Annotated in this window: 22 protein-coding genes; 3 read left to right on the forward strand and 19 right to left on the reverse strand. The window is 73.3% G+C overall.

Annotated features, from left to right (window positions below; genetic code table 11):
• Window positions 1-32: 32 nt before the first annotated feature.
• The 7 genes from ACFYON_RS19655 to glyA form a co-directional block, all read right to left on the reverse strand.
• On the reverse strand, window positions 33-854 hold the full coding sequence (locus tag ACFYON_RS19655; protein ID WP_354871306.1) for a F0F1 ATP synthase subunit delta: 822 nt from the start codon (window positions 852-854) through the stop codon (window positions 33-35).
• Window positions 854-1,381 carry a F0F1 ATP synthase subunit B gene (locus ACFYON_RS19660; RefSeq protein ID WP_354871309.1) on the reverse strand — a complete coding sequence of 176 codons (528 nt, stop codon included), beginning with the start codon at window positions 1,379-1,381 and terminating at the stop codon, window positions 854-856. Before ACFYON_RS19660 ends, ACFYON_RS19655 begins: the two co-directional genes overlap by 1 nt.
• Before the next feature lie 29 nt (window positions 1,382-1,410).
• Window positions 1,411-1,635, reverse strand: coding sequence for an ATP synthase F0 subunit C (atpE, locus tag ACFYON_RS19665; protein WP_018789141.1), 225 nt, complete (start codon window positions 1,633-1,635; stop codon window positions 1,411-1,413).
• 93 nt (window positions 1,636-1,728) lie between these two features.
• Complete coding sequence (atpB, locus tag ACFYON_RS19670) at window positions 1,729-2,508, reverse strand: F0F1 ATP synthase subunit A (RefSeq protein ID WP_043328655.1); 780 nt, start codon at window positions 2,506-2,508, stop codon at window positions 1,729-1,731.
• A gap of 42 nt (window positions 2,509-2,550) precedes the next feature.
• Window positions 2,551-2,772 carry a hypothetical protein gene (locus ACFYON_RS19675; protein WP_354871313.1) on the reverse strand — a complete coding sequence of 74 codons (222 nt, stop codon included), beginning with the start codon at window positions 2,770-2,772 and terminating at the stop codon, window positions 2,551-2,553.
• Window positions 2,773-2,931: 159 nt separating this feature from the next.
• Window positions 2,932-3,369, reverse strand: a complete 438-nt coding sequence (locus ACFYON_RS19680; protein WP_354871316.1) for a hypothetical protein — start codon at window positions 3,367-3,369, stop codon at window positions 2,932-2,934.
• Window positions 3,366-4,652, reverse strand: a complete 1,287-nt coding sequence (glyA, locus tag ACFYON_RS19685) for a serine hydroxymethyltransferase (RefSeq protein ID WP_354871318.1) — start codon at window positions 4,650-4,652, stop codon at window positions 3,366-3,368. Before glyA ends, ACFYON_RS19680 begins: the two co-directional genes overlap by 4 nt.
• 35 nt (window positions 4,653-4,687) lie before the next feature.
• Between glyA and ACFYON_RS19690 the strand changes: the two genes are divergently transcribed.
• A complete protein-coding gene (locus tag ACFYON_RS19690) occupies window positions 4,688-6,157 on the forward strand; it encodes an SDR family oxidoreductase (RefSeq protein WP_354871320.1) in 1,470 nt (489 codons plus the stop codon).
• A gap of 34 nt (window positions 6,158-6,191) precedes the next feature.
• On the opposite strand, the gene ACFYON_RS19695 is transcribed toward ACFYON_RS19690, so the two are convergent.
• Window positions 6,192-6,971, reverse strand: a complete 780-nt coding sequence (locus tag ACFYON_RS19695) for an SDR family oxidoreductase (protein WP_354871322.1) — start codon at window positions 6,969-6,971, stop codon at window positions 6,192-6,194.
• Window positions 6,972-7,095: 124 nt separating this feature from the next.
• Between ACFYON_RS19695 and ACFYON_RS19700 the strand changes: the two genes are divergently transcribed.
• Window positions 7,096-7,722 (forward strand): TetR/AcrR family transcriptional regulator, encoded by a 627-nt coding sequence (locus ACFYON_RS19700; protein ID WP_354871325.1) that lies wholly within the window; start codon window positions 7,096-7,098, stop codon window positions 7,720-7,722.
• Window positions 7,723-7,732: 10 nt separating this feature from the next.
• Here ACFYON_RS19700 and ACFYON_RS19705 read toward each other — a convergent pair whose 3' ends face one another.
• The 4 genes from ACFYON_RS19705 to prmC form a co-directional block, all read right to left on the reverse strand.
• Window positions 7,733-9,841, reverse strand: a complete 2,109-nt coding sequence (locus ACFYON_RS19705) for a transglycosylase domain-containing protein (protein WP_354871327.1) — start codon at window positions 9,839-9,841, stop codon at window positions 7,733-7,735.
• 116 nt (window positions 9,842-9,957) lie between these two features.
• Window positions 9,958-10,569 carry a phosphotyrosine protein phosphatase gene (locus ACFYON_RS19710; RefSeq protein WP_354871329.1) on the reverse strand — a complete coding sequence of 204 codons (612 nt, stop codon included), beginning with the start codon at window positions 10,567-10,569 and terminating at the stop codon, window positions 9,958-9,960.
• Window positions 10,570-11,214 carry an L-threonylcarbamoyladenylate synthase gene (locus tag ACFYON_RS19715; RefSeq protein ID WP_387188193.1) on the reverse strand — a complete coding sequence of 215 codons (645 nt, stop codon included), beginning with the start codon at window positions 11,212-11,214 and terminating at the stop codon, window positions 10,570-10,572. It lies immediately after the preceding gene.
• Window positions 11,214-12,161 (reverse strand): peptide chain release factor N(5)-glutamine methyltransferase, encoded by a 948-nt coding sequence (gene prmC / locus ACFYON_RS19720; protein WP_354871332.1) that lies wholly within the window; start codon window positions 12,159-12,161, stop codon window positions 11,214-11,216. Before prmC ends, ACFYON_RS19715 begins: the two co-directional genes overlap by 1 nt.
• A 73-nt stretch (window positions 12,162-12,234) precedes the next feature.
• Here prmC and ACFYON_RS19725 point away from each other — a divergent pair, with 73 nt between their 5' ends.
• Window positions 12,235-13,788: a GGDEF domain-containing protein gene (locus ACFYON_RS19725; protein ID WP_354871335.1), complete on the forward strand. Its 1,554-nt coding sequence runs from the start codon at window positions 12,235-12,237 to the stop codon at window positions 13,786-13,788.
• Window positions 13,789-13,890: 102 nt separating this feature from the next.
• On the opposite strand, the gene prfA is transcribed toward ACFYON_RS19725, so the two are convergent.
• The 7 genes from prfA to ACFYON_RS19760 all read right to left on the reverse strand — a co-directional run bounded on the left by prfA (window position 13,891) and on the right by ACFYON_RS19760 (window position 24,661).
• Entirely contained in the window at window positions 13,891-14,979 is a 1,089-nt protein-coding gene (gene prfA / locus ACFYON_RS19730) for a peptide chain release factor 1 (RefSeq protein WP_354871338.1), read from the reverse strand.
• A gap of 87 nt (window positions 14,980-15,066) precedes the next feature.
• Window positions 15,067-15,291 (reverse strand): 50S ribosomal protein L31, encoded by a 225-nt coding sequence (gene rpmE, locus ACFYON_RS19735; protein WP_354871341.1) that lies wholly within the window; start codon window positions 15,289-15,291, stop codon window positions 15,067-15,069.
• Window positions 15,292-15,623: 332 nt separating this feature from the next.
• Window positions 15,624-19,070: a phosphodiester glycosidase family protein gene (locus ACFYON_RS19740; RefSeq protein ID WP_355094752.1), complete on the reverse strand. Its 3,447-nt coding sequence runs from the start codon at window positions 19,068-19,070 to the stop codon at window positions 15,624-15,626.
• Between the two features lie 139 nt (window positions 19,071-19,209).
• Window positions 19,210-21,282: a transcription termination factor Rho gene (rho, locus tag ACFYON_RS19745; protein WP_387320969.1), complete on the reverse strand. Its 2,073-nt coding sequence runs from the start codon at window positions 21,280-21,282 to the stop codon at window positions 19,210-19,212.
• A gap of 335 nt (window positions 21,283-21,617) precedes the next feature.
• Entirely contained in the window at window positions 21,618-22,520 is a 903-nt protein-coding gene (thrB, locus tag ACFYON_RS19750) for a homoserine kinase (RefSeq protein ID WP_354871347.1), read from the reverse strand.
• Window positions 22,521-22,584: 64 nt separating this feature from the next.
• Window positions 22,585-23,829 carry an MFS transporter gene (locus tag ACFYON_RS19755; protein WP_354871350.1) on the reverse strand — a complete coding sequence of 415 codons (1,245 nt, stop codon included), beginning with the start codon at window positions 23,827-23,829 and terminating at the stop codon, window positions 22,585-22,587.
• Window positions 23,830-23,839: 10 nt separating this feature from the next.
• Complete coding sequence (locus ACFYON_RS19760) at window positions 23,840-24,661, reverse strand: polysaccharide deacetylase family protein (RefSeq protein WP_354871353.1); 822 nt, start codon at window positions 24,659-24,661, stop codon at window positions 23,840-23,842.
• Between the last annotated feature and the right edge of the window lie 57 nt (window positions 24,662-24,718).

The following is a 24,718-nucleotide window of genomic DNA, read 5'->3' on the forward strand; positions in this document are numbered from 1 at the left end:
TGGCGTCGAATCAGGGCTGCAAAAGACGCTGGTCAGCGCTTCGCGAGCGCGTTGCGGGTCTCGTTGAGGCGGCGCAGGACGGTGCCGTCGTACAGGTCGGAGCCGACCCGTACGCGTGCCCCCCCGAGCACGTCGGGGTCGACCGTCTGCTTGACGGAGACCTCCCGACCGTACATCTCCGAGAGGCGGGCACCGAGGCGTCGCTCCTCCTCCTCGGTCAGCGGGGACGCCACGGTCACGTACGCGACCTGACGGTCCCGCCGGTCGGCGGCCAGCTCGACCAGCCGGGTGAGCGCACCGGTGAAGGAGCGTCCCCCGAAGCCGGCGAGCGCGGCCTCCACGAGGCGGACGGTGACCGGCTGGGCCTTGCCGGCGAGTAGCTGCCGGGCCAGTTCGGCCCGCCGCTCCACCGAGGCCATCGGGTCGGAGAGCGTGTTGGACAGCTCGGCGGAGCCGGAGACGACCTGCCCGAAGCGGAACAGCTCGTCCTCGACCTCGCCCAGGTCGCCGGAGAGGTCGGCGCTGGCCAGCAGCGCCTCCACGCCGAGGCGCTCGACGCCGTCGAGCAGCTCGGACGAGTTCGACCAGCGGCCGGACACCAGCGACGCGAGCAGGTCGAACGCTTCCGCGCCGATCCGGCCGCGCAGCATGTCACCGAGCAGACCGGAGCGGTCGGACCCGGCCCGGGCCGGGTCGGAGAGCGCCCGGCGCAGCCGCGGCTCGCGCCGCAGCAGGTCGGCGACGGAGAGGATGTCGTCGGCGGTGGCAGTCACCGCCGACGGCTCCGCGCCGCGGACGTACGCGTCGAGGCGCTCGGCCCCGGCCCGGTACGACTCCCGGCTGGCGGCCTGCATCAGCGGGCCCCCGTGCTCTCGAGACCGCTCAGGAACCGGTCGACGGTGCCCTTGCGACGCGCCTCGTCGGCGAGCGACTCACCGACGATCTTGCTGGCCAGGTCCACAGCGATGGTGCCCACCTCGGTGCGCAGCTCGCGCACGATGGTGGCCCGCTCCGCGGAGAGCTGCTCCTTGCCGGCGGCGATGATCCGGTCGGACTCCTCACGCGCCTTGGCGAGGATGTCCTGCCGGATGCCGTCGGCGTCGGCCCGCGCGTCGTCGCGGATCTTGGCGGCGTCGGTACGCGCCTCCGCGAGCTGGGCCCGGTACTGCTCGAGGAGCTGGTTCGCCTCGGCCTGGGCCGCCTCGGCGCGCTTGATGCCGCCCTCGATCGCGTCGACCCGCGCCTGGTACATCGCCTCCATGCGGGGCATGACGAACTTCAGCAGGACGAAGACGAGCAGGGCGAAGGAGATCGTTCCGACGACCATCTCCTGCCAGATCGGCAGGATCGGATTGTGCGCGCCTTCGGCGGCGAGATACATGTCAGACCTCCGGGTCGGGGGAGCTCGCGTCAGCTAACGGCGAAGGCGAGCACCAGGCCGAACAGCGCCAGCGCCTCGACCAGGGCGAAGCCCAGCACCAGCCAGGTGCGGTTGTAGCCGGCCGACTCGGGCTGGCGAGCGCTCGACTGGATGTAGGCCGCGAAGACCAGGGCCACACCGATACCGGGGCCGATGGCGGCGAGGCCGTAGCCGATGGTGTTGACGTTGCCACCGATCTCGGCAAGAACGTTCATTGCGGGTATTCCTCCTAGTTCACACGTGAGGGCTCACGTGTACGCGGTCGGTACCAGATGCTTGGCCGGGCCGGGTGCCCGCCGAGCCGGATCTCAGTGCTCGTCGGCCAGCGACGTGCCGATGTAGTTGGCGCTCAGCGTGACGAAGACGTATGCCTGCAGCACCGCCACCAGCGCCTCGAAGAAGGCCATCACGATCGCCATCGCGAACGAGAAGACCGAGGTCGCCTGGACGAAGACGCTGCTCGACCCGAGCATCACGAAGCCGCCGACGGTGAAGACCAGCAGGAGCAGGTGGCCGGCGAACATGTTGGCGAAGAGCCGCAGTGCCAGGGTGACCGGCCGGACGACGAAGTTCTGCAGGAACTCGATCGGAATCAGCAGGAAGTGCATCGGCCACGGCACGCCGGGCAGGATGAGGCTCTGCTTGAGGTACTTGCCGAGGCCGTGCTTGCGAACGCCGACGTAGTTGTACATGACGTACGAGATGGCGGCGAGCACGATCGGGAACGCGATGTGCGAGTTCGGCGAGATCTGCAGGCCGGGGACGATGCTGAAGATGTTGGTCAGCAGGATGAAGCTGAACAGCACGGTGAGGTAGGGCGCGAAGCGGATGCCCGCGTTGCCCATCTGCTCCCGGGCGATGTTGTCCCGGACCAGCCCGTAGACCGCCTCCGCCGCCCACTGGCCCTTGCCCGGCACCAGCTTCGGCTTCCGGTACGCGGCCACGAAGAAGATGATCAGCAACGCGACGGCGATCCAGATCATGATGCTGAACTTGGTGACCCAGGGGCCGGCCACGTCCGGCGGGTAGAAATCCCCGACGCTGGGGGGCCAGGGAAGGTCCTGGGCGACGACCAGCTGTCCGCTCACCGTGTCATCCTCCGCACTCAACAGACCCGCGTGTGCCGGAACTCAGGCACTGAGCCTCTTCATGATCAGGTAGATCGCCCCGGCCGCGCCGAGCATCATGCCGACGGCGACCCCGATGCCGGCTGGCAGACCGAAGAACCGCTCTGCCAACCAGCCGAGGCCACCCCACATCAGAATGCCGGCGAGAAGGTAACCCACGACGGCGCCTGCCGCACCCTCCGACGAGTGCTCGTCGGACTTGCGGGAGTGGGGGTCATCGGCCATGACGTGGCGAACAATATCAGCAGGGGCGCGCGGGGATGTGCGGCACCCCCCACACTGCGGGCAGCGTGCGGGCCGTACTGCGGGCGCGTCAACCTGGCGCCACGTTACTCCTGTCGCGCCCGTGAGGGGACCCGCCGTACCGGACAGAATTCGGCGAAGTCACTCGATGTCGTCACGGCGCTGGAAGGTGGGCAGCGGGGACCTCATCGCCCAGGTCAGGTGCGCTCCGGTCCACACCACGACCGCCGCGATGATCGCCACGCCCATGTCCGGCAGGCCGGGCCATCCGGTGGCCGCCACGGCGGCCATCACCACGCCCAGGATCACGATCTTGGTGGCGTAGGTGACCAGTCCCACCGACATGATCATCCGAGGGTGGATGGCGTCCGCCCAGGCCACCGAGAGGCTGGAGATCAGGTAGCTGACGATCACCAGCGCCACGCCGGCCGCGAACCCCGCCGCCCCGGTCGGCCCGCGCAGCAGCGCCGCCACCGGCACCCCCACCACGGCGAGCGCCGCGCACGCCAGTAGCGGCAGCCGCAGGTGGGTCAGCCGGGCCCGGATCGCGCCGGGCTCGCCCGCCCGTGGCGCGGTCATCGGGGGTACGCCGGGAAGGCGGCGACCAGTTCGGCGACCTCGCGGGCCACCTCGGTCAGCGCGTCGGCGCCACCGAGGGCCTCCGGATCGGTGCGTACCGCGCGCGCGATCAGCCCCGCGATCCGGCGCATCTCCCCCTCGCGCATGCCCTGGGTGGTGACGCTCGGCGTCCCCACCCGGATGCCGGAGGCCACCGACGGCGGCTGCGGGTCGTACGGGATCGCGTTCTTGTTGAGCGTGATGCCGGCGGCCTCGCAGCGGGCCTCGGCCTCGGCGCCGGTCACGCCGGTCTCCCGCAGGTCCAGCAGCGCCAGGTGGGTGTCCGTGCCGCCGGAGACCGGCGGCAGCCCCTCCGCGGCCAGCCCGTCGGCGAGCGCGCGGGAGTTGGCGACGACCTGGGCGGCGTACGTGCGGAACTCGGGCTGCGCGGCCTCGCGCAGCGCCACCGCCTTGGCGGCGACGGCGTGCATCAGCGGGCCGCCCTGGGTGAACGGGAAGACCGCCTTGTCGATCCGGGCCGCGAGCGGCTCGCGGCAGAGGATCATGCCGCCGCGCGGGCCGCGCAGCACCTTGTGGGTGGTCGCGGTGACCACGTCGGCGTACGGCACCGGGGACGGGATCGCCCCGCCGGCGACCAGGCCGATGAAGTGCGCGGCGTCCACCATCAGGTACGCGTCGACCTCGTCGGCGATCTCCCGGAAGCGGCCGAAGTCGATCAGGCGCGGGTACGCCGTCGCACCGCAGATGATCATCTTCGGCCGGTGTGCCCGGGCCAGGTCGCGTACCTCGTCGTAGTCGATCATCCCGGTGTCCGGCCGGACGGTGTAGCCGACCGGGTGGAACCACTTGCCGGAGAAGTTCACCCGGCTGCCGTGCGTCAGGTGCCCGCCGTGCGGCAGGTCCATGGCCAGCACCGTGTCCCCTGGCTGGATCAGGGCGGCGTACGCGGCCAGGTTGGCGCTCGCCCCGGAGTGCGGCTGGACGTTCGCGTGCTCGGCGTCGAACAGGTCCTTCGCCCGGGACACGGCCAGTTCCTCGGCCCGGTCCACCTCGGCGCAGCCGCCGTAGTAGCGCCGGCCCGGGTAGCCCTCGGCGTACTTGTTGGTGAGCGTGGAGCCCAGCGCGGCCAGCACCGCGGGCGAGGTGAGGTTCTCGCTGGCGATCAGTTGCAGTCCGCCGCGCAGCCGGTCCAGTTCCCCCAGCACCACCTCGGCGATCTCCGGGTCGACGGTACTGAGCTGCTGGAAGTCCGGCCCCCAGAAGGTGTCCCTCGCGTTCTCCACAGCGAAGGAGTCTACGGAGCCGCAGACTGGATGCCGTGAGATGCCTCGTCACCGGTGCGACCGGCTACATCGGCGGGCGCCTCGCGCCCCGGCTGCTGGCCGAGGGGCACACCGTACGCTGCCTGGCGCGTACCGCCGGGCGGCTGCGGGACGTGCCCTGGGCGGCCGACGCGGAGGTCGTCGAGGGTGACCTGCGCCGCCCGGAGACGCTGCCGGCCGCGTTCGCCGGCGTGGAGGTGGCGTACTACCTGGTCCACTCGCTGGGTCAGCGCGGTTTCGAGGCGGCCGACCGGGAGGCGGCGACGAACTTCGCCGCGGCGGCGCGTGCCGCCGGCGTACGCCGGATCGTGTATCTCGGCGGGCCGGAGCCGACGGAGCGAGACGGCCTGCCCTCGGCGCACCTGCGCTCCCGGGCGGAGGTCGCGCGGATCCTGCTGGACAGCGGCGTGCCGACGGCGGTGCTGCGCGCCGCCGTGATCATCGGGTCCGGCTCGGCCTCGTTCGAGATGCTGCGCTACCTGACCGAGCGGCTGCCGGCGATGGTCACCCCGCGCTGGGTGCGCAACCGGATCCAGCCGATCGCGGTCCGGGACGTGCTGCGTTACCTGGTCGGCTGCGCGCACCTGCCGGCCGGGGTGAACCGGGCCTTCGACATCGGCGGCCCGGACGTGCTGACCTTCACCGAGATGATGCAGCGGTACGCCCGGGTGGCCGGACTGCGGCCCCGGGTCATCCTGCCGGTGCGCCCGCTCACCCCGTCGCTCTCCTCGCACTGGGTCGGCCTGATCACCCCGGTCCCGAACGCGATCGCCCGGCCGCTGGTGGAGAGCCTGGTGCACGAGGCGGTGGCGCACGAGCACGACATCGCCGAGTACGTGCCGGACCCGCCGGGCGGGCTGACCGGCTTCGACCAGGCGGTCGCGCTGGCGCTGACCAAGGTGCGCGACGCGCAGGTGGAGACGCGCTGGTCGAACGCGAGCGGGCCGGACGCCCCCGCCGAGCCGCTGCCGTCGGACCCGCACTGGTCCGGTGGCACGGCGTACACCGATGTGCGGCAGCGGACGGTGGACGCGCCGCCGGCGGCGCTGTGGCGGGTCATCGAGGGTGTCGGCGGCGAGCACGGCTGGTACTCGTTCCCGCTGGCCTGGTCGGTGCGCGGCTGGATGGACCGGCTGGTCGGCGGCGTCGGGCTGCGCCGGGGGCGGCGCGACCCGCACCGGCTCCAGGTCGGCGAGGCGCTGGACTTCTGGCGGGTCGAGGAGATCGTCCCGGGTGAGCTGCTGCGGCTGCGCGCCGAGATGCGGCTGCCCGGCCGGGCCTGGCTGGAGATGCGCGCCGAGGCGGACGGGGACGGCCGCAGCCGCTACGTCCAGCGGGCCGTGTTCCTCCCGCGCGGGCTGCCCGGCCACCTCTACTGGGCCTCGGTGGCCCCGTTCCACGCCGTGGTCTTCGGCGGCATGGCCCGCAACATCGCCCGGGGCGCCGAGCACCCGGCCGGTCGGTGAGGAACGCCGGGCACGGTGGGCCGGCCTGCCGGATTCATGCGGCGTCCTTCTGCAGTGCGGGGCCGAGGAGCAGCCCTCCGTCGATGACGTACTCGGCGCCGGTGATGAAGGCCGCGTCCGGCGACGTGAGGAACAACAGCAGCGCGGTGATGTCGGCGGGCTGCCCGAGTCGCGGGACGGCGAACGGCTCGGGCGAGTAGAAGTCGGCGATCGGGGCGTCGCTGCCGGCCGCCGGCTCGGTGATGAACGGAGTGGCGACCACGCCGGGGTGGATCGCGTTGACGCGGATGTTGTCGCGGCCCAGCTCGAGGGCGGCGGTCCGGGTGAGTCCTCGTACCGCCCACTTGCCGGCGACGTAGGGCGCGTAGAAGGCGGTACCGCCGAGGCCCATCGTGGAGCCGATGTTGACGATCGATCCTCCTCCCGCGCGTCGCAGCGCCGGGGCGGCCGCCTTGATGCCGAGGAAGGTGCCGGTGAGGTTGACGTCGAGGATGCGAGCCCACGTGGCCTGGTCGGTGGACTCGATGAGGGCCGGCGGGTTCTGCACCCCGGCGTTGTTCACCAGGATCGTGAGCGCACCGAATGCCTTCTCGGTCTCCGCGACGGCGGCGGCCCACGACTCCTCCCGGGAGACGTCCAGGGAGACGGAACGGGCCCGGTGACCCAGCTCGGCGGCGAGGTCGGCGCCGCGCCCGGCGTCGATCGCACCGATGGCGACGTTGGCGCCTTCGGCGTGCAGGGCGCGAACGTGGCTGGCCCCCTGCCCGCCGGTGCCGCCGGTCACAAGAACGGTCTGATTGGCGAATCGGGACATCGGATCCTCCGGTACGTACGAGACGACAACCCGGGAAACAGGTGGTGAGTCGATCGACTCACCATGCCGACGCTACGCCCCCGCACATGGTGAGTCAACCCACTCACCTCGCTACGATGGGCGCATGACCCCAGCACCGTCGGCCTATCACCAGCGCGTGGCGGAGGAGAAGCGCGCGCTGATCGTGCAGGCCGCCACCGAGCTCTTCCTGGAGTTGGGCTACGACCGGGCCTCGCTGGCGCGTGTCGCCGCCAGTGCCGGCGTGTCGAAAGCGACGCTGTTCAAGCAGTTTCCGACGAAGGCGGCATTGTTCGATGCCATCGTCATCGACTCGTGGGCCCGGAACGACGTCGCCGACGTGCCGCCCGCCGGTGACCTGACGGCCGGCTTGACGGTTCTCGGGCGGCACTACGCGACGCTGTTGAGCCGGCCGGAGATGACCGACCTGTTCCGCATCGTGATCGCCGAGATGCCCCGCTTTCCCGAACTGGCCAGAGCGCATTTCGCACAGGGCAAACTGCCGTACTTCGAGTCCGTCCGGATCTACCTCTCGGCCGAGCACGACGCGGGAGTCGCCGACATCGCCGACCCGGAGATGGCCGCCACGCACTTCCTCGGCATGATCTCCAATTACCTGTTCTGGCCGAGCCTGGTCCTCCCGGACTGGACGGTGACTCCCGATCGCACGACCGCAGTAGTGGACGAAGCCGTCCGGACCATGGTCGCGCGGTACGGCAGATCGACAAGCTGACGGACGTCTCTCAGTTGCCGGTGCGAGGGCTGGTGTGCTGGAAGGCGACCGCCTGGCCGGGCGGGACGAAGTCGCGTACCGGCTCGTCGCGCAGCGACCACGCGAGGATGCGTCCCACCGCGGCGATCTGCCGCTTTTGCACTCCGCCGCCGACCGCGTCCCGGGGGTCGTCCGGGTTCGCGGCGATCGTCGCCACCGAGAGCTGCGGGGTGAACGCCACGACCGTCTCCGTGGCGTTGCGCTCCGAGCTGCCGGTCTTGCCCGCCACCGGCCGGCGCAGGCCCGGGGCCAGCTCCTCGGCCGTGCCCCCGTCGCAGCGCCGGTACATCGACTGGTCGCCGACCGGGCAGCGGCCGGCGTCGGCCGCCGCGCGGGCGACCTCGGTGTCCAGCACCTGCCGGCAGTCGGTGTTCCCGGCCGCGATCTTCCGGCCGGACGGGTCGGTGATCGAGGTGACCGGCGTGGGCCGGCACCAGTTGCCCTCAGCGGCCACGGTGGCGTACGCGCCGGCCAGGTCCAGCGGCGTGGTGGCGGAGACGCCGAGCGTGAACGGCCCCCAACTCTTGGCGCCCTCGCGGGCCATCCGGGCGTCCGCCGGAGCGCGGAACGCGATGCCCAGCCGCTGGGCCATCTCGACCACCCGGTCCGCGCCGACGCGCTCGGTCAGCCAGGCGAAGTACGTGTTCACCGAGCGGCCGAACGCATCCCACATGTCCCGGTCGCCGTCCATCCAGGAGGCGTTGGCGTTCTCCGGGCACCACCGGCCGCCGCAGCTCGCCGGGCCGGCGCCGACCGGGTACCCCGTCACGTAGACGCGCGGGGCGTCGAACTCGGTGTCCAGCGGCAGCCCGGACTCCAGCGCGGCCAGCAGCGCGAACAGCTTGAACGTCGAGCCCGCCTGGTAGCCGGTGATGTCGCCACCGCCGGCCACGAGCTGGTTGACCGTGTTCGGGTAGTTCTTCTGCCCGTCCGGGTTGGCGGCCGTGCCGTACGTGCGGTTCACCGCCATGGCCAGCACCCGGCCGGTGCCCGGTTGCACCACCGCGGTCGGCGCCGCGCGCGCGATCGTCTCCGGGTAGATCTCCCGCACCTGCTCGCTCGCCTTGGCCTGCACGTCCGGGTCGAGCGAGGACACGATCTTCCAGCCGCCACGGCGCAACGTGCGCTGCCGTTCGTCGGCGGTCTCGCCGAACGCCGGCTGGGCGTTCCACCACTGGGTGAACCAGTCGCAGAAGAAGCCCCAGTCGTTGTGCTCGGCGGACACCGCGGCGCAGTCGTTGGGGGTGGTGTTCGGCTGGAGGGCCAGCTCCTCCGCCTTCGCCGCCTCGGCATCGGCCGCGCCGACCCGGCCGGTCTCCACCATCCGGTCCAGCACGTACGCCCGGCGTTGCAGCGCCGAGTCGGCGTCGCTGTTGATCGGGTCGTCGGCCGGGGAGCGGACCAGCCCGGCGAGCAGCGCGGCCTGGGCCAGGGTGAGCCGGTCCGGCGTGGTGGAGAAGTAGCGCTTGCTGGCGGCGGCGATCCCGTACGCCCCGGCGCCGAAGTACGCGATGTTCAGGTAGCGCCCGAGGATCTCGTCCTTGCCGACCTGCCGTTCCAGCGCCAGCGCGTACCGCATCTCGCGGATCTTGCGCCCGACGGTGATCTCGGTGGCGGCGGCACGCTGCTCCTCGGTCAGCCGGGTGTCACCGGCGAGCGCGTTGCGCACGTACTGCATGGTCAGCGTGGAGGCGCCCTGGCGGGTGCCCTCGCGTCGGTTGGCGGTGAACGCCCGCGCCACGCCGCGCACGTCGACGCCGTGGTGCTCGTAGAAGCGCACGTCCTCGGCGGCCACGATGGCGTCGCGCATCACCGGCGCCACCTCGCCGACCGGCACGTCCACCCGGTCCTCGACGTAGAACGAGGTGATCAGCGTCCGCCCGTCGCTCGCGTACAGGTTGGAGCGCTGCGCCGGCTGCGGCGTCTTGAGCGCCTCCGGCAACGCGGTGTACGGCATCAGGTTCTTCACGCCCAGCCCGAAGACCAGCGCGGCCGGCAGCGCGGCGGCGGCCAGGGCCAGTCCGGCGAGCACGCCAGCGAGCACAACAGTGAACAGTTTGTCGAGATAGGCCCGGTTCATCAGCTCTCCCCGCAGGAGCCGGCCGTACGGACCCGTTCAGAATGACCGGAATGGCCGCTTTCGCCGCCACCTTCCGCGAAATGCGCAGAAAGTTCGCGGGAAAGGATGAACCGCGATCAGGGCAGCAGGACGGCAGCCAGCGGCTGCACCGTCTCCTCGATCTCGTCCGCGACCCGGCTGAAGCACTGGTCGCCCCGGCCCCACGGGTCGTCCAGATCGTCGGTGGGCAGCGCGGAGGCGTTCTGCCGGACCGCGTCGGCGGCCGCGACGAGGGCGATGCCGCGCGCGTGGACCGCGTCCGGCGTCGGCTCGGCCGGCGGCAGGGCAGAACGGTCCAGCCCGCCGAGCAGGCGGCCGAACTCACCGAGGACGAACGTGCGCGCGGCGGCGTCCGGCCGCAACGCCACCACGTACTCCTGCTGGTCGGCCGTGGCGGTGAGCACCAGGTCGGCGGCGTCGATCAGGTCGGAGCGCAGCCGCCGGGCGGCGAACCCCTCGGTGTCACCACCGCGCGAGGCCACCTGCCGGGCGGCGGGCGGGTTCATCTCCTCCCCCGCGTGCCAGCCGCCGGTGCCGGCGCTGTGGCTGTGCACCAGCGCGTCCGACCCGGCCGGGTCGACGTCGAGGCGGGCCAGTCGCTCCCGGACCGCGAGCAGCAGCAGCCGCTCGGCCATCGGCGACCGGCAGATGTTGCCCATGCAGACGTGCAGGACGGTGAAGGGCGGCACTCAGATCCCCCGCTCGTCGAGGATGTCCGGCACGACCTCCCGCAGCTTCGCCAGCGTCACCGCGCCTTGGCGCAGCACCCGCGGCACGTCGCCGGTCAGGTCGACGATGGTGCTCGGCACGGGGTCGACCGCCGGCCCGGCCTCCAGGTACGCCCGGACGCCGTAGCCGAGCTGGTCGCGCGCCTCCTCGGCGGTGAGTGCGGCCGGCTGACCGACCTTGTTCGCCGACGCGACCGCCATCGGCCCGGTCTCCCGCAGCACCTCCAGCGCCACCGGGTGCAGCGGCATCCGCACCGCCACCGTGCCGCTGTTGTCGCCCAGGTCCCAGGCCAGGCTCGGCGAGTGCTCCACCACGATGGTCAGCGCACCCGGCCAGAACGCCTCGACCAGGTCGCGGGCCACGCCGGGCAGCGAGAAGACCAGGCCGTCGAGCGTGTGCCGGGAGCCGATGAGCACCGGGGGCGCCTGCCGGGCGCCCCCCTTGGTGTCCGCCAGGGCCTTCACCGCGTACGGGGTGAAGGCGTCCGCCCCGACGCCGTAGACCGTGTCGGTCGGCAGGACGACGAGTTCCCCGTTCTTGACGGCCTCGATGGCAGCGGCGATGCCGCGGTCCCGGTCGGCGAGCGACCGACAGTCGTAGAGCATCACGAGGAGTCAGTCTGCCACGCCCGGCCGGGGTCGGGGTGGGTGCCGTCCGCCCGCCGGGACGCGCTCGCCCAGCGGGGCCGCCCGGCCAGGTCCCGGTGCTCCTCGACCCGGTCGTAGCGGCCGTCACCGCGCAGCAGCGCCGGCACCTCCTCGGCGTGCGTGTCGTCGTGCTCGACGCCGATCACGCCGCCCTGGCGCAGCAGCGCGGCGGCCCGGCGTACCACCGGGCGGATCACGTCCAGCCCGTCCGCGCCCCCGAACACGGCCTCGTCCGGGTCGTGCCCGGCCACCTCCGGCGGCACCGTCACCGACCTCGGCACGTACGGCGGGTTGCAGAGCAGCACGTCGACCCGCCCGGCCAGGCCGGCCAGCAGCTCCGGGTCGGTCACGTCGGCGGCCACCACCTCGACCGGCCGGTCCCCGGCGGCGGCCCGGTCCGCCGCGTTGCGCCGCAGCCAGGCCAGCGCGGCCGGGGACCGCTCCACCGCCACCACCCGGGCCGCGGGCACCTCCTGCGCGACGGCGAGGGCGATCGCGCCGGAACCGCTGCACAGGTCGACCACGAGCGGCGCGGCGTGCTCCCGGGCCCGCTCGATCCCCCAGCCGGCCAGCAGCTCGGTCTCCGGACGGGGCACGAAGACGCCCGGCCCGACCGCCAGCTCCAGGTGCCGGAAACCGGCCCGGCCGAGCAGGTGCTGCAACGGCTCCCGGGTCACCCGCCGCCCGACCAGCTCGTCCAGGCGGTCACGCTGCGCCGGAGTGAAGCCGTCGGCGAGCGCCAGCCGGCCCCGCGGCACGTCGAGGACGTACGCGGCCAGCTGCTCGGCCTCGGCGCGGGGCGCCTCGACGCCCGCCGCGGCGAGCGCACGCGCCACCCGGTTGATCACCAGCGACGGACGTTCGCGTTCTGTCCCTTCGGACGGGTGTTGCGGGAGTGCTGTCACGCAATAATCATGAGGCGTCGCGGCCCACCTCACGAACGGGTGCGTCCGGGCACACACCGCAGGGAGGTCGCGAGTGGGCTGGCTCGACCAGGTCGAGGACCAGGTTGACGCTCTCCGACGCGCTCGGTCCCTCCAGGAAGCCAGCCGGTCCGCGGAGGCGTGCGCCCTGCTCGACCGCGTCATCCGCACCACAGCCGATCCGTACGCCCGCGCCGACGCGCTCGTGCAACGCCTGTCCGCGTTGATCAACCTCGGCCGGACCGCGGAGTTCACCCGGGCCATCGAGGACGCCTCCGCCGCCGTACGCGATCTGGCCGAGCCCTACCTGCACGGGCACCTCCACGCGCTGGCCGCGCTCGCCGCCCACCACCAGGGCGCACTCGACAGGTGCGTGACGCACCTGGTCCGGGCCGCCCGCGCGCTCGGCGCCGACGACACCCCGGACCGGGACACCGCCTGGGGCTGGCACGACCTGGCGATGGCGTACTCGTACCTCAGCTTCCACGGCCACGCTCTCGGCGCGATCGAGCGCGCCCGGGAGGTCGGGCTGAGCGCCGGCATCCCGGAGGAGACGTTCGCCGCGCCGGGCATCCGGCTGCGCAACGCGGTGGCGCTCGACCACAACGGCGACAGCGACGGCTGCCTGCGGGTACTGCGCGACGTGGCCGGCGACCTGGCCCGGTTCCTGCGCGGCGGGCGGGCCGGCAACCTGCGCCCGAGCAGCCTGGCCGCGTACGGCTACGCCGCCGCCCGCCGGGCCGCGCTCGGCGACCGGGTGGAGTCCGCCGGAGACGCCGACCCGAACCGGCTGCTCGGCCACGGCGCCGACAGCGCCCGCGCCCGCGACCTGCGCCAGCTCGGTCAGGTCTGCCTCGCGGTGGCCGACGGCCGCCCGATCGAGGCGGTCACCCGGCTGGACTCGCTCCGGGTCTCCGCCGAGACGCTCGGCGCGGCCGAGGCGCCCCGGCTGCGCAGCGTGGCGCTGGCCCGGGCCGGTGACCACGCGGGCGCGCACCGGGCCGACCGGCACGCGTTCCGGCTGGCGGCACAGCGCAGCGACCGGCTGCGGGACGTCTACATCGACGGCATCGCCGCCCGGATCGACCACGAGGAGATGCGCCGCGAGGCGGCCCGGTACGAGGGCGAGGCGCTCACCGACCCGCTCACCGGCCTGCCCAACCGGCGCCGGCTGGAGCGCTACCTGGGCGCCGTGGTGTCCCGGGGCGAGCGGGTCGTGATCGGCGTCTGCGACCTCGACGGGTTCAAGGCGGTGAACACCCGCCACGGCCACCACTCCGGTGACCTGGTGCTGCAACGGGTGGCCGGGGTGATCAACCGGGTGATGCGGCGGGGCGACTTCGTGGCCCGCTACGGCGGCGACGAGTTCGTGGTGGTGCTGCCCGACACGGTCATGTCGGAGGCGGTCGAGGTGGCCCGCCGGATCGAGGCGGCCGTCCACACCGAGGACTGGGAGTCCCTGGTGCCGGGCACGCCGGTCGGGGTGACCATCGGCTTCGCCGAGGTCGACGGCAGCACCACGGTGAGCGTCCGGGAGGCGCTCGGCACCGCGTTCGAGCTGGCCGACCGGGAGATGCTGCGCGCCAAGGCGCGGTTGCGGGCGAGCTGAGGCCGTGCCGCTCCTGCGGCCCTCCGCGCGGACGCCGCGACCCGCGCGGATCGCACGCCGGCCTCGCGCGGACGGCGAGGCCCTGGCGGCGACCGCGTGCGGTCAGCGGCGGGACAGCTCGGTCTCGCCGGCCAACCGGGCCGCGCGGTCCGCCTCGGCCAGCGCGTCGAGCACCCCGTCCAGCTCGCCGGCCAGGGCCAGGTCCAGGTTGTACGCGGTGTAGCCGATACGGTGGTCGGTGATCCGGTTCTGCGGGAAGTTGTAGGTGCGGATCCGCTCGGACCGGTCCACGGTGCGGATCTGCGCCTTACGGGCGTCCGACGCCGCCGCGTCCGCCTGTTCCTGGGCGGCGGCGAGCAGCCGGGCGCGCAGGATGCGCATGGCCTGCTCCCGGTTCTGCAACTGCGACTTCTCGTTCTGACAGGAGACCACGATGCCGGTCGGCACGTGGGTGATGCGGACCGCCGAGTCGGTGGTGTTCACCGACTGCCCACCGGGGCCGGACGAGCGGAACACGTCGATGCGCAGCTCGTTCGGGTCGATGGTGACGTCCACATCCTCCGCCTCGGGCAGCACCAGCACCCCGGCGGCGCTGGTGTGGATGCGGCCCTGCGACTCGGTGACCGGTACGCGCTGCACCCGGTGCACGCCGCCCTCCCACTTGAGCCGGGACCAGACGCCGTTGCCGCCCTCGGGCACACCCTTGCTCTTGATCGCCAGCGAGACGTCCTTGACGCCGCCGAGGTCGGAGTCCTGCGCGTCGATCACCTCGGTGACCCAGCCGTGCCGCTCGGCGTACCTGGTGTACATCCGCAGCAGGTCCCCGGCGAACAGCGCGGACTCCTCGCCGCCCTCACCGGCCTTGATCTCGACGATCACGTCCTTGGCGTCGTGCGGGTCGCGCGGGATGAGCAGTTCCGCGAGCCGTTCCTCAAGGGCCGGCAGGGAGGCGGCGATGGCGTCCGCCTCGGTGGCGAACGACGCGTCCTCGGCAACCAGCTCCCGGGCGGCGGCCAGGTCGGCGCGGGCCTGCTCCAGCTCGCCGGCCGCCTTGTGCAGCGGCACCAGTTCGGCGTACCGACGGCCGACCCGCCGTGCGGTGCCCTGGTCGGCGTGGATGGCCGGGTCGGCCAGCCGCCGCTCCAGCTCGGCGTACTCGTCGAGGAGGGCGGCCAGGCGCTCACTGCTCATGCTGCGGATGCTCCTTGGGATGAAGGCGGCGCAAACGGACGAACGCCCGTGCCCGGCAGGAGCCGGACACGGGCGTCGTCGACGGAGCTACTTGGCCTTCTTGGCCTGAACCTTGGCGTACTTCTGCTGGAACTTCGCGACCCGGCCGGCGGTGTCCAGCACGCGCTGCTTACCGGTGTAGAACGGGTGGCAGGCGCTGCAGGTCTCGACGCTGATCGCGCCGCCCTTGGCGGTGCTGCGGGTCGTGAAGGAGCTGCCGCAGGAGCAGCGGACCTCGGTGGTCGCGTACTCCGGGTGGATGTTGGGCTTCATGTCGCCTCGGTCCTTTCGTCGGTGGTCGCCGGGTCGCCGTCGGTGCTTCCCGTCGTCACGACGGGCTCGGGCGTGAACCGGAACCGGTGGCCGATTGACCAGTCTGCCACGGGCGTCTTCCACCCGGCACAGGAGGTCCGCCACCTCCAACGCCGGCCCACCGCTCAGCATTCCCACCCCCACCCCGCCCACTCCCCCACCCGACTCTCGCCCCCCACCCGAGCCCGAGCCCTGAGCCCGACGATCATGACGTTGACCGCCACCCGGCCGGGCGGGCCGGGAGGCGGGAGGGCCGGGGCTCCGTCCCCCAGGTGCGGAGCCCCGGCCCGGGGTCAGGCGGCGGGGGCGTGGACCGCGGCGGCGGCGGTGGTCACCGTCGCCTCGGCCTTCACGCCGTTCACAGTGACCGCCAGCAGCACCTGGGCACCCGCGCGCAACGCGGTGAGCTTGCCGGTGGCCGGGTCGAACCAGGCCACGTGCCACGGCCGTACGCCCAGGGCGCCACCGACGTGCAGGTTCGGTGACCCGGACCAGTCGGCGCTCACCGGCGCGGCCACCGGCACCTGCCGCCCACCCGGCTGGGTGAGCGTGGCCGTGACCTCCACCGGCGTCCCCCGGCGCACCTCGGCGGGCGCGGTCAGGGCGAGCCGGTCGACGTGCGCGTGCGTCTCCGCCGCCACCCACGTCGGCCCCTCGGCCAGCGGGTCACGGCGGGCCCGTTCGGCCTCCCCCGGCGTCACCGGGTCCACGCCGAACTCGGTCCAGCCGGTGAACCCGCCGAGCGCGGCCGGGGTGGACGGGTCCTTGCCCGAGTTGCCGTTGATCACGTACGGCACGCCGTCCACCCGGTCGGCGTGGAACGTGCCGACGTGGCCGTTGACCATCAGGGCGCCCTTGCCCGTGCGGTGCTGGAAGTCGGCCAGCCACTGCTCCACGAGTGCCGCCTCCTTGCGGTCGCCGAGCTGGCTGGCCTTGGCGGGGCTGGGATCGCGCGGTGGGTGGTGGAAGAACACCGCCACCGAACCCACCGAGCGGTCGGCGGCCGCCTGGTCGAGCGTCCGGCGCAGCAGCTCCACCTGGTCGAACCCGCCGCCGCGCAGCGATCCGGTGGCGGTGCTCAGCGTGAGGAACCGGGTGCCCCGGTGGTCGAAGACGCGTGAGGTGTCGCCGAAGACACTGCGGAAGTTGTCGATCGGCGCGCCCATGATCTCGTGGTTGCCCGGCACGTAGTGGTACGGCACCTCGCCGCCCAGTTCCTCGTCCAGGATGCGCTTGGCCAGGGCGAAGTCCGCCGGGTAGGCGGTGTCCACGAAGTCGCCGTTGATGATCAGGAAGTCCGGCCGGGCGGCGCGGACCTCGCGCAGCGTACGGCGGGCCTGGGCGACCAGGTCGCTGTCCGGGTTCGCGGCGACGAACTGGGCGTCGGAGAGCACCGCGAAGCGCCAGGGCGCCCCGTCCACCGTGCCGTCGCGCACCACCACCCGGTCGGTGCGGTTCGGCTCCGGCGGCGCCTGCACGTCCGGCGGCACCCGGGCCACCAGATCGTCGATCACCACCTCGCTGCGGTACTGCTTGGCCGGGTCGGTCTCGGCCACGTAGAACCGGCGCACCCGCACCGGGTACTGCACGCCGGGCGGTACGGCGAACTCGACGTACTTCCAGCCGGTCCAGTCCAGGTAGGGCCCGCGCAGCACGAACTGGGTGTCCTGCGCGTCGTGCAGGTGCAGGCTGGGCCACTCGCCGGTGCCGTTCGCCTTGATCCACATCCCGAACGCCTGCGGCTGGCCGGGTACGTCGATCCAGGCGGGCGGGTCGGCGTACGCGGCCCGGGTGCCGGTGGACTGGCTGAAGTCGTACGACATCCGCAGCCCAGTGCCGGTGTGCCCCTCGGCCGGTGCGACCGACCCGGCGGCGCGGGCCTGGCTGAACTTCCAGGACGCGGCGTCGTCGAACCCGGCCACCGGCACGTCGGTGAGCCCGACGGTCACCGGCAGGACCGTGCTGCGGTTGCCGACCCGGGCGGTGACGAGCGCCGAACCGGTCGCGGCCAGCGCCTTGACGGAGAGGTTGCCGTCGGCGGTGGGGGTGACGGAGAGCAGGTCGCTGTCGTACTCCAGCTTCAGGTCGGCCGGCTCGATCGGCGCGGTGTTGCCCTCGGCGTCGAAGCCGACCACGCCGAACAGGCCGCTGTCACCGGCCCGGTCCAGGCCGACCCGGTCGACGGTGCCGTCGATGCGCGCGAGCGGGCCGAGCACCGTCAGCTCGATGGCGCCCCGGGCGCGTCCCCGCGTGGCCGTGACGGTGCTGCGTCCGGGGACGACGGCGCGGAACACGCCGTCGCCGTCCACCAGGCCGTGCGTGGCGTGCCAGCGCGGCTCGCCCGCGGCCGGACCGTACGTCTCGTCGTATCCGGCGGCGGTGAGCCGGCGGGTGAGGCCGGGGAAGACCCGGTCCGGCCGGCCGCCACGCACCGGCGCGACGCCGGGCGCGGCGGTCGGGTCGCTGGCGGCCTCCAGCCAGTAGCCGGTGAGCCGGCCGCTGCCCTTCGGCGCATAGACGGCGAGCCCGTTCGGCACCGGCCGCTCGCTGCCGTCGGACGGGCTGTTCTCCACCTGGACCGCCGCCGCGCCCGGCTCCCGGGCGAGCAGCGTGGAGGAGCCGCCGCCGTCGAGGTTGAGCGCGTTCGCGGCGCCCAGCTCGGCCATCATGCGGCCCATCTCGGTCTGGGTGACGCCGCGGCTGTCCACCTGCCGCCCGTCCACCGTCAACATGATCATCTTGCGGCCGTCGGCGGAGAAGCCGACAGCGGTACGCGGGGCCAGCGACTCGTCGGCGATGCTCTGCACCACGCCGTCGCGGACCAGCACGTTGCCGCCGCCCACTGCCGCGCGCAGGTCACCGCCGTCGGAGGCGCGCGGCCGCCAGGTCAGGTCCACCGTGTCGCCGGGACGCAGCGCGGCGAGCGCGTCGGCGCCGGCCTCGCGGCCGAGCAGCACGGTGCTGCCGGCCGGGATCGGCCCCTCGCCCGCCGTGGTGGCCACGCTCGCCACCCGGCCGCCGGTCACCGTCACCTCGACCGTCCGGGCCGCGTCCTCGACCGCCCGCTTGCGGGTGTACGAGCCCCAGAGCGGGGTGAACACACCCACGCCGTCGCGCTGCACCATGTTGTTGAACTGGGTGAGCGACACCGGCCCGGCGGGCAGCGTGGCGGTGCCCTCGAAGCCGACCTGGACCACCCGGCCGACGCCCTGAGCGCTGATCCCGACCGCGTTGGGGTGCCCGGCGACCGGCGACTGCACCAGCTCACCGGAGCGGACGCCGACGCCCTGGGCGGCCCCGGAGTTGTTGATGTCGAAGAAGTCGCCGTTCACCGCCGCGACGGCGCGGGACCGGTCCGCCGCGGCGCGCAGCGGCTCGTCCCTGGTGACCTCGCCGGAGTTCACGTAGTCCACTGTCAGCCCGCCGGCCAGGTCGGCGGTGAGGGCGTCGGCGCGCAACCAGCCGGCCGCGTCGTACCTGTCGAAGGAGGTCAGGTCGAGACCGGGCGCGACCGGCCGGGTGGTCTTGGCGGTATCCAGGCCGCCGGCCGGTTCGACACCGGCGAGCGCGACGGCGGAGTCGGGCCGGGACGAGGCGCGTGGCGCGTCCTCGGCGGCGGTGGCTGCCGGCGGGCCGACAGCCGACGGCCCGGCGGCGGACGGCGCCGGCGCGGTGAGGGTCAGCAACGGCGTCAGCAGCAGGACGCCGGCGAGGTGGGCGGGTCGACTGCGGGTTCGCATGGACGACAGTCAACCCGATGGTGAACAGAAGTTTCAATACCTCGCGGCTTAACCGTAGAAAAACTTCAACACACCGGCCGTGAACGCGACGAGGGGCACGGCCGCGTGGCCGTGCCCCTCGTTCGTCGGATCCGTCAGCTCACTCGCCCGGGGTGGACTTCGCGATCTGCATCAGGAACTCGATGTTGGTGCGGGACTGCTTGAGCCGGTCCAGCAGGAGGTCGAGCGCCGCCTGCGAGTCCAGCGAGTGCAGCACCTTGCGGAGCTTGTGGATGATCGCCAACTCCTCCGGCGCGAGCAGGACCTCTTCCTTACGCGTACCGGTGGGGTTGATGTCGATCGCCGGGAAGACGCGCTTGTCGGCGATCTTCCGGTCGAGCTTCAGCTCGGCGTTACCCGTGCCCTTGAACTCCTCGAAGATGACCGTGTCCGCCATCGAACCGGTCTCCACCAGCGCCGTGGCGATGATGGTCAGCGAGCCGCCGTTCTCGATGTTGCGAGCGGCACCGAGGAAGCGCTTCGGCGGGTACAGCGCGGTGGAGTCGATACCACCCGACATGATCCGGCCGCTGGCCGGCGCCGCCAGGTTGTACGACCGACCGAGCCGGGTCACCGAGTCGAGCAGCACGACCACGTCGTGCCCCAGCTCGACCAGCCGCTTCGCCCGCTCGATCGCCAGCTCGGCCACCGTGGTGTGGTCCTGCGGCGGCCGGTCGAACGTGGCCGCGATGACCTCGCCCTTGATCGACCGCTGCATGTCGGTGACCTCTTCGGGCCGCTCGTCCACCAGCACCACCATCAGGTGGCACTCCGGGTTGTTGCGGGTGATCGCGTTCGCGATCGCCTGCAACACCATCGTCTTACCCGCCTTGGGCGGCGACTGGATGAGCGCCCGCTGGCCCTTGCCGATCGGCATCACCAGGTCGATCACCCGGGTAGTCAGGATGTGCGGCTCGGTCTCCAGCCGCAGCCGCTCCTGCGGGTAGAGCGGGGTGAGCTTGTAGAACTCCGGCCGGCGCTTCGCCTCGTCCGGCTCCATCCCGTTGATGGTGTCCAGCCGGACCAGCGGGTTGTACTTGTCGCGCCGCTGCTCGCCGTCCCGCGCGGCCCGCACGGCGCCGGTGATCGCGTCACCGCGGCGCAGGCCGTACTTCTTGATCTGGGACATCGAGACGTACACGTCGTTCGGGCCGGCCAGGTAGCCGGTGGTCCGGACGAAGGCGTAGTTGTCGAGCACGTCGATGATGCCGGCGACCGGAACGAGCACATCGTCCTCGCCGACCTGCGGCTCGCGACCGCTGCCGCTGTCGCCGACCTCGCCCCGCTCGCCACGGCCGCGACGGCGGTCCCGGAACCGGCTGCGCCGGCCGCGCCGGCCGCCGGCCTCGTCGTCGTCGCCGTCGTTGTCCCGCTCGGCGCGCTGGCCTCGGTCGTTGCGGTCACCACGGTCGTTGCGCTCGCCACGATCGTTACGGTCGCCGCGCTCGTTCCGGTCGCTACGCTCGGCCCGCTCGCCACGGTCGCTCCGCTCGTTGCGGTCGCTGCGCTCGGCCCGCTCGCCGCGGTCACCACGGTCGTTGCGGTCACCGCCACGCTCGGCCCGCTCGCCGCCGCGCTCGCCGCGGTCGGCCCGCTCGCCGCCGCGCTCGCCCCGCTCACGGCCCCGGCCCTCGTTACGCTCACCGCGCTCGGCCCGGTCACCGCCACGCTCGGCCCGCTCGCCGGTCTCGGCGGGTGCCTCGTCGACGCGCGTCGTCTCGGCCGGCCGCGCCGCCTCGGCAGCCGGCGTCTCGGCCGGTCGGGCCTCGGTGGTCGCGGCGGCGGTCCGGCTACGGCGACCACGGGTACGGCCCTCGGTCACCTCGGCGGCCGGCGCCTGCTCGGCGGGGCGTGCCTCGGCCCGCTCCTCACGGACCTCCGCGTGCACCTCCTCACGGGCGGGCGCGGCCGCTGCCGCCACCTCGGCTCGCGGTCGAGGGGTTCCGGCCGCGGCGCCGCCCTGCTGCCGCTCGGTGATGGCACTGATCAGCTCGCCCTTGCGCATGCGAGCGGTGCCAGAGATGCCGAGCGACGCGGCCAGGCTCTGCAGCTCCGGAAGCAGCATCGCCGACAGACCGGTGCCGCTACGCCGGCGACGCGTGGGGGCGGCGGCGGTGGTGGCATCGCCAGCGACGTTGGAAACATCCGACGTCACGTCGGTGGTGTCGCTCAATGGATTCCTTCCCTCGATAGGCCGGGCTGCCCGGGGTCGTGGAACCAGGTGGCCGGGCGGCCTCGGTGCACCCGCCTCGCATGACGCGTCGCGGGAGTCTGTGACACAGCAGCCGGTGGTTTCCCGACTCACCACCGTCGGTGAGCAGGTCTCGCCGTCTGCGGCGACCTGTGGAAACTGCGGCGCGGCGTGGGCCTTGAGCAGGGGTGACGGGCTACCGCCGAGAGCTTCGGGGGTGCGCCGAACCGCAGGAAGATCGCATGCTTCGCGGCTGTGCTAGGTCTAGAGCGTAATCGCCTTGTCCGACCTGCGGCAACAGGGCCCCGCTCGGCGTGTCAAAGTCTACCCCGGATGACCCGGGCACCGCTGACATCTATCGGCAACTCCCAGCGCCGCCAATCTGTTCCCGCCTGAAAGCCCGCTGAGACCTGGGAGAGCGCCAACACGGTCGGCCCCGCCCCACTGACCACAGCCGCCACACCCGCCGCACGCAGCGCGGCGACGAGCGCCGCCGAGGCGGGCATCCCCGGGGCCCGCTGGTCCTGGTGCAGCCGGTCGACGGTGGCGGGCAGCAGCAGCGCGGGGTCGGTGGTGAGCGCGTGCACCAGCAGGGCCGCCCGGCCGGCGTTCGACGCCGCGTCGGCGTGCGGCACGGTGGCCGGCAGCGCCGCCCGGGCCACCGAGGTCAGGCCCCGCTCGGCGGGCACGAACACGGTCGGGCGCACGGCCGCCGCCACCGGCAGCGAGACCGCCCGCGCCCCGCCCGGTTCCGTCCAGGCGATCGTGAAGCCGCCGAGCAGGCAGGGCGCGACGTTGTCCGGATGCCCCTCCAGCTCGGCCGCCAGCCGCAGCGCGGCGCCGTCGTCCATCCGCCGCTCGCCGTCGGTTACCAGCGCGCGGGCCGCCAGCACCCCGGCCACGATCGCCGCCGACGACGAGCCGAGCCCGCGGGCCTGCGGGATGCGGTTGACGCACTCCAGTGCCAAGCCGGCCGGCTGCGCGCCGAGCGCGTCGAAGGTGGCCCGCATGGCGGTGACGATCAGGTGCCGCTCGTCCGACGGCAGCTCGCCGGCGCCCTCGCCGGTGACCGACACCCGTACGCCGCCGTCCGTCACCTCGGCAGTGACGTCGTCGTGGCGGCCGAGGGCCAGCCCGAGCGCGTCGAAGCCGGGGCCCAGGTTGGCGCTGGTCGCGGGCACCCGGACCCGTACCGGGCCGGAGGTGAATGTGATCGGCACCGGCTCATGCTAGGACGTCACAGCGACCGCCCGGCCGGACCGCCCGGACCGTGGGACCGGCGCGTCACCCGGTGCGCTCCGGTGTCGGCACGTCGACCGGGTCGGTGAGCGAGAGCCGCCGGGTGGCGAACCGCCAGCCGATCGCGTACAGGACTGTGACCAGGCCACAGCCGGCGAGCACGGTGCGCTCGTCCACCCGGTCCACGACGAGCGCCACCACCAGCTGGCTCACCGCGATGGCGAGCGTCGCCAGCATCATGTCGGTGGCGAAGACCCGGCCGCGCAGCCGGTCCGGCACCTCGCCCTGCAACGCGTAGTTGGACAGCACCCAGTTGCTGCCGCCGCCCAGGTGGGCCAGGAAGACCAGGACCAGCACCAGCGGGAACCAGGTGACCATGGAGGCGCCCAGGTAGGCCAGGCCGTACATCGACATGGACAGCGCCAGGCCGGTGAGCAGCCAGGCCCGGTTGCTCAGCACCCGGCGCATCATGATCGGGCCGACCAGGGCCCCGGCGCCACGGGCGGCGAAGAGCAGGCCGGCGCCGACCGCGCCGACCCCGTACACCCCGGCGAGCAGCGGGAAGACGGTGAGCACGCCGTTGCCCAGGCCGACCGCCGACTTGACGGTCACCAGCGCCAGCACCCGCGGGCGGTGGGCGATGTAGCGCAGCGCCTCCCGGATCGCCGCCCAGGTGCGCGGCACCGCCGCCGCCGGGTCCCGTGGCGCCTGCAACGGCCGGCGGATCAGCGCGGCCAGGCCCGCGGCGGCGACCAGGCCGACGGCCGCCACCCAGAAGCTGACGTACGCGCCGGCGGCGGCGCTCAGGATGCCGCCCAGCGAGGCGCCGACCACTGTCATCGTGCCCCAGGCCGAGCCGGCGACCGCGTTGCCCGCCGCCAGGTCCTCCGGGTCGACCACGTTGGGCAGCGCGGCCTGGGCGGCGGGCGAGTAGAACGCCTTCGCCACCGCCACCAGCGCGATCGCCGCCAGCGCCAGCCAGGCCGTACCGGCGCTGCGCACGCCGAGCAGCAGCAGCACACCGGCGAGCGCGCCCACGTTCGCCACCATCATCACCGTGCGGCGGTCGAACCGGTCGGCGACGGTCCCGGCGTACGGGAGCAGCAACGCGGTCGTGCCGGTGTCCACCGCCAGCACCAGCGCGCCCCAGACGCCGCTGCCGGTCAGGTCGGGCAGCAGCACCAGCAGCGGCACCATGACGAACCAGTCCGCGCCGAAGACCACCAGCTCGGCGAGGAACAGATGGCGGAAGTCGCGGTTGCGGACGACTACCGAGAGGGTGGGCGACACGCGGGGCACCCTACCGGGCCGCCCCCGGCGCGGCAGCGCGGCGCAGCAGGTCGGAGACCGTGACGAAGGTGTATCCCCGGGCCCGAAGCCCGTCGATGATGTCGGGCAGGCCGCGAAGCGCCACCAGCCGTGAGTCGTTGCCCACGTCGTGGGCGAGCAGGATCGTGCCGGGGCGCATGTCGGCGACGATCCGCCGGGCGTGCCCGGCCGGGTCGTGCGGGAAGGCGCCCTCGACCATCTGGAGCGTCCAGAGCACCACGCGGTAGCCCAGCCGGGCCGACGCGTACAGCACCGAACCACCGAGGTGCCCCCAGGGCGGGCGGAGCAGCCGGGGCGCCGACCCGGTGGCCGCGGTGATCGCGTCGTGGCTGCGGCGCAGGTCGTCGTAGACGGTTGCGGCGTCCATCCGGGCCAGGTCGCGGTGCGCCCAGCTGTGGTTGCCGACCTCGTGCGCGTCCATCCGGCCCCGCAGCAGCGCGGCGTGCTCGCGGGCCCGCTCACCGACCAGGAAGAAGGTGGCCGGCACCCGGTGCTCGGCGAGCGTGTCGAGCGCCATCGGGGTCCACTGTGGGCGGGGGCCGTCGTCGAAGGTGAGCGCCACCAGGCGCTCCTCGGTGCGTACCCCCCAGACCACCTGCACCCCGCCGGCGCCGACCTCCTGGTGGCGGTTGCCGACAGTGGTGCTGGCCGGCCCGCCCGCGATCGGGAGCCGGCGGTCGGCCACCCAGGTGCTCTCGGCCGTCGCGGCGGAGCCGATCGTCGCACCGCCGAGCAACAGCGCGGAGCGGCGCAGCAGGCTCCGCCGATCCCACCGGCCTATGCCCCCCGCCATCACGCCCCCGAACCGAAAGTGTGCAAAAGTTCACTGAGCGTACCGCTCGATGTCACT

The organism is Micromonospora sp. NPDC005686 (assembly GCF_042871665.1).
Lineage (GTDB): Bacteria > Actinomycetota > Actinomycetes > Mycobacteriales > Micromonosporaceae > Micromonospora.

Excerpts from the sequence above, each read along its gene's own strand:
- ACFYON_RS19655 (WP_354871306.1), bottom strand. The coding sequence starts at position 854 with ATGCAGGCCGCCAGCCGGGAGTCGTACCGGGCCGGGGCCGAGCGCCTC.
- ACFYON_RS19660 (WP_354871309.1), bottom strand. The coding sequence starts at position 1,381 with ATGTATCTCGCCGCCGAAGGCGCGCACAATCCGATCCTGCCGATCTGG.
- atpE (WP_018789141.1), bottom strand. The coding sequence starts at position 1,635 with ATGAACGTTCTTGCCGAGATCGGTGGCAACGTCAACACCATCGGCTAC.
- ACFYON_RS19675 (WP_354871313.1), bottom strand. The coding sequence starts at position 2,772 with ATGGCCGATGACCCCCACTCCCGCAAGTCCGACGAGCACTCGTCGGAG.
- ACFYON_RS19680 (WP_354871316.1), bottom strand. The coding sequence starts at position 3,369 with ATGACCGCGCCACGGGCGGGCGAGCCCGGCGCGATCCGGGCCCGGCTG.
- ACFYON_RS19695 (WP_354871322.1), bottom strand. The coding sequence starts at position 6,971 with ATGTCCCGATTCGCCAATCAGACCGTTCTTGTGACCGGCGGCACCGGC.
- ACFYON_RS19700 (WP_354871325.1), top strand. The coding sequence starts at position 7,096 with ATGACCCCAGCACCGTCGGCCTATCACCAGCGCGTGGCGGAGGAGAAG.
- ACFYON_RS19705 (WP_354871327.1), bottom strand. The coding sequence starts at position 9,841 with ATGAACCGGGCCTATCTCGACAAACTGTTCACTGTTGTGCTCGCTGGC.
- ACFYON_RS19715 (WP_387188193.1), bottom strand. The coding sequence starts at position 11,214 with ATGCTCTACGACTGTCGGTCGCTCGCCGACCGGGACCGCGGCATCGCC.
- prfA (WP_354871338.1), bottom strand. The coding sequence starts at position 14,979 with ATGAGCAGTGAGCGCCTGGCCGCCCTCCTCGACGAGTACGCCGAGCTG.
- rpmE (WP_354871341.1), bottom strand. The coding sequence starts at position 15,291 with ATGAAGCCCAACATCCACCCGGAGTACGCGACCACCGAGGTCCGCTGC.
- ACFYON_RS19740 (WP_355094752.1), bottom strand. The coding sequence starts at position 19,070 with ATGCGAACCCGCAGTCGACCCGCCCACCTCGCCGGCGTCCTGCTGCTG.
- ACFYON_RS19760 (WP_354871353.1), bottom strand. The coding sequence starts at position 24,661 with ATGGCGGGGGGCATAGGCCGGTGGGATCGGCGGAGCCTGCTGCGCCGC.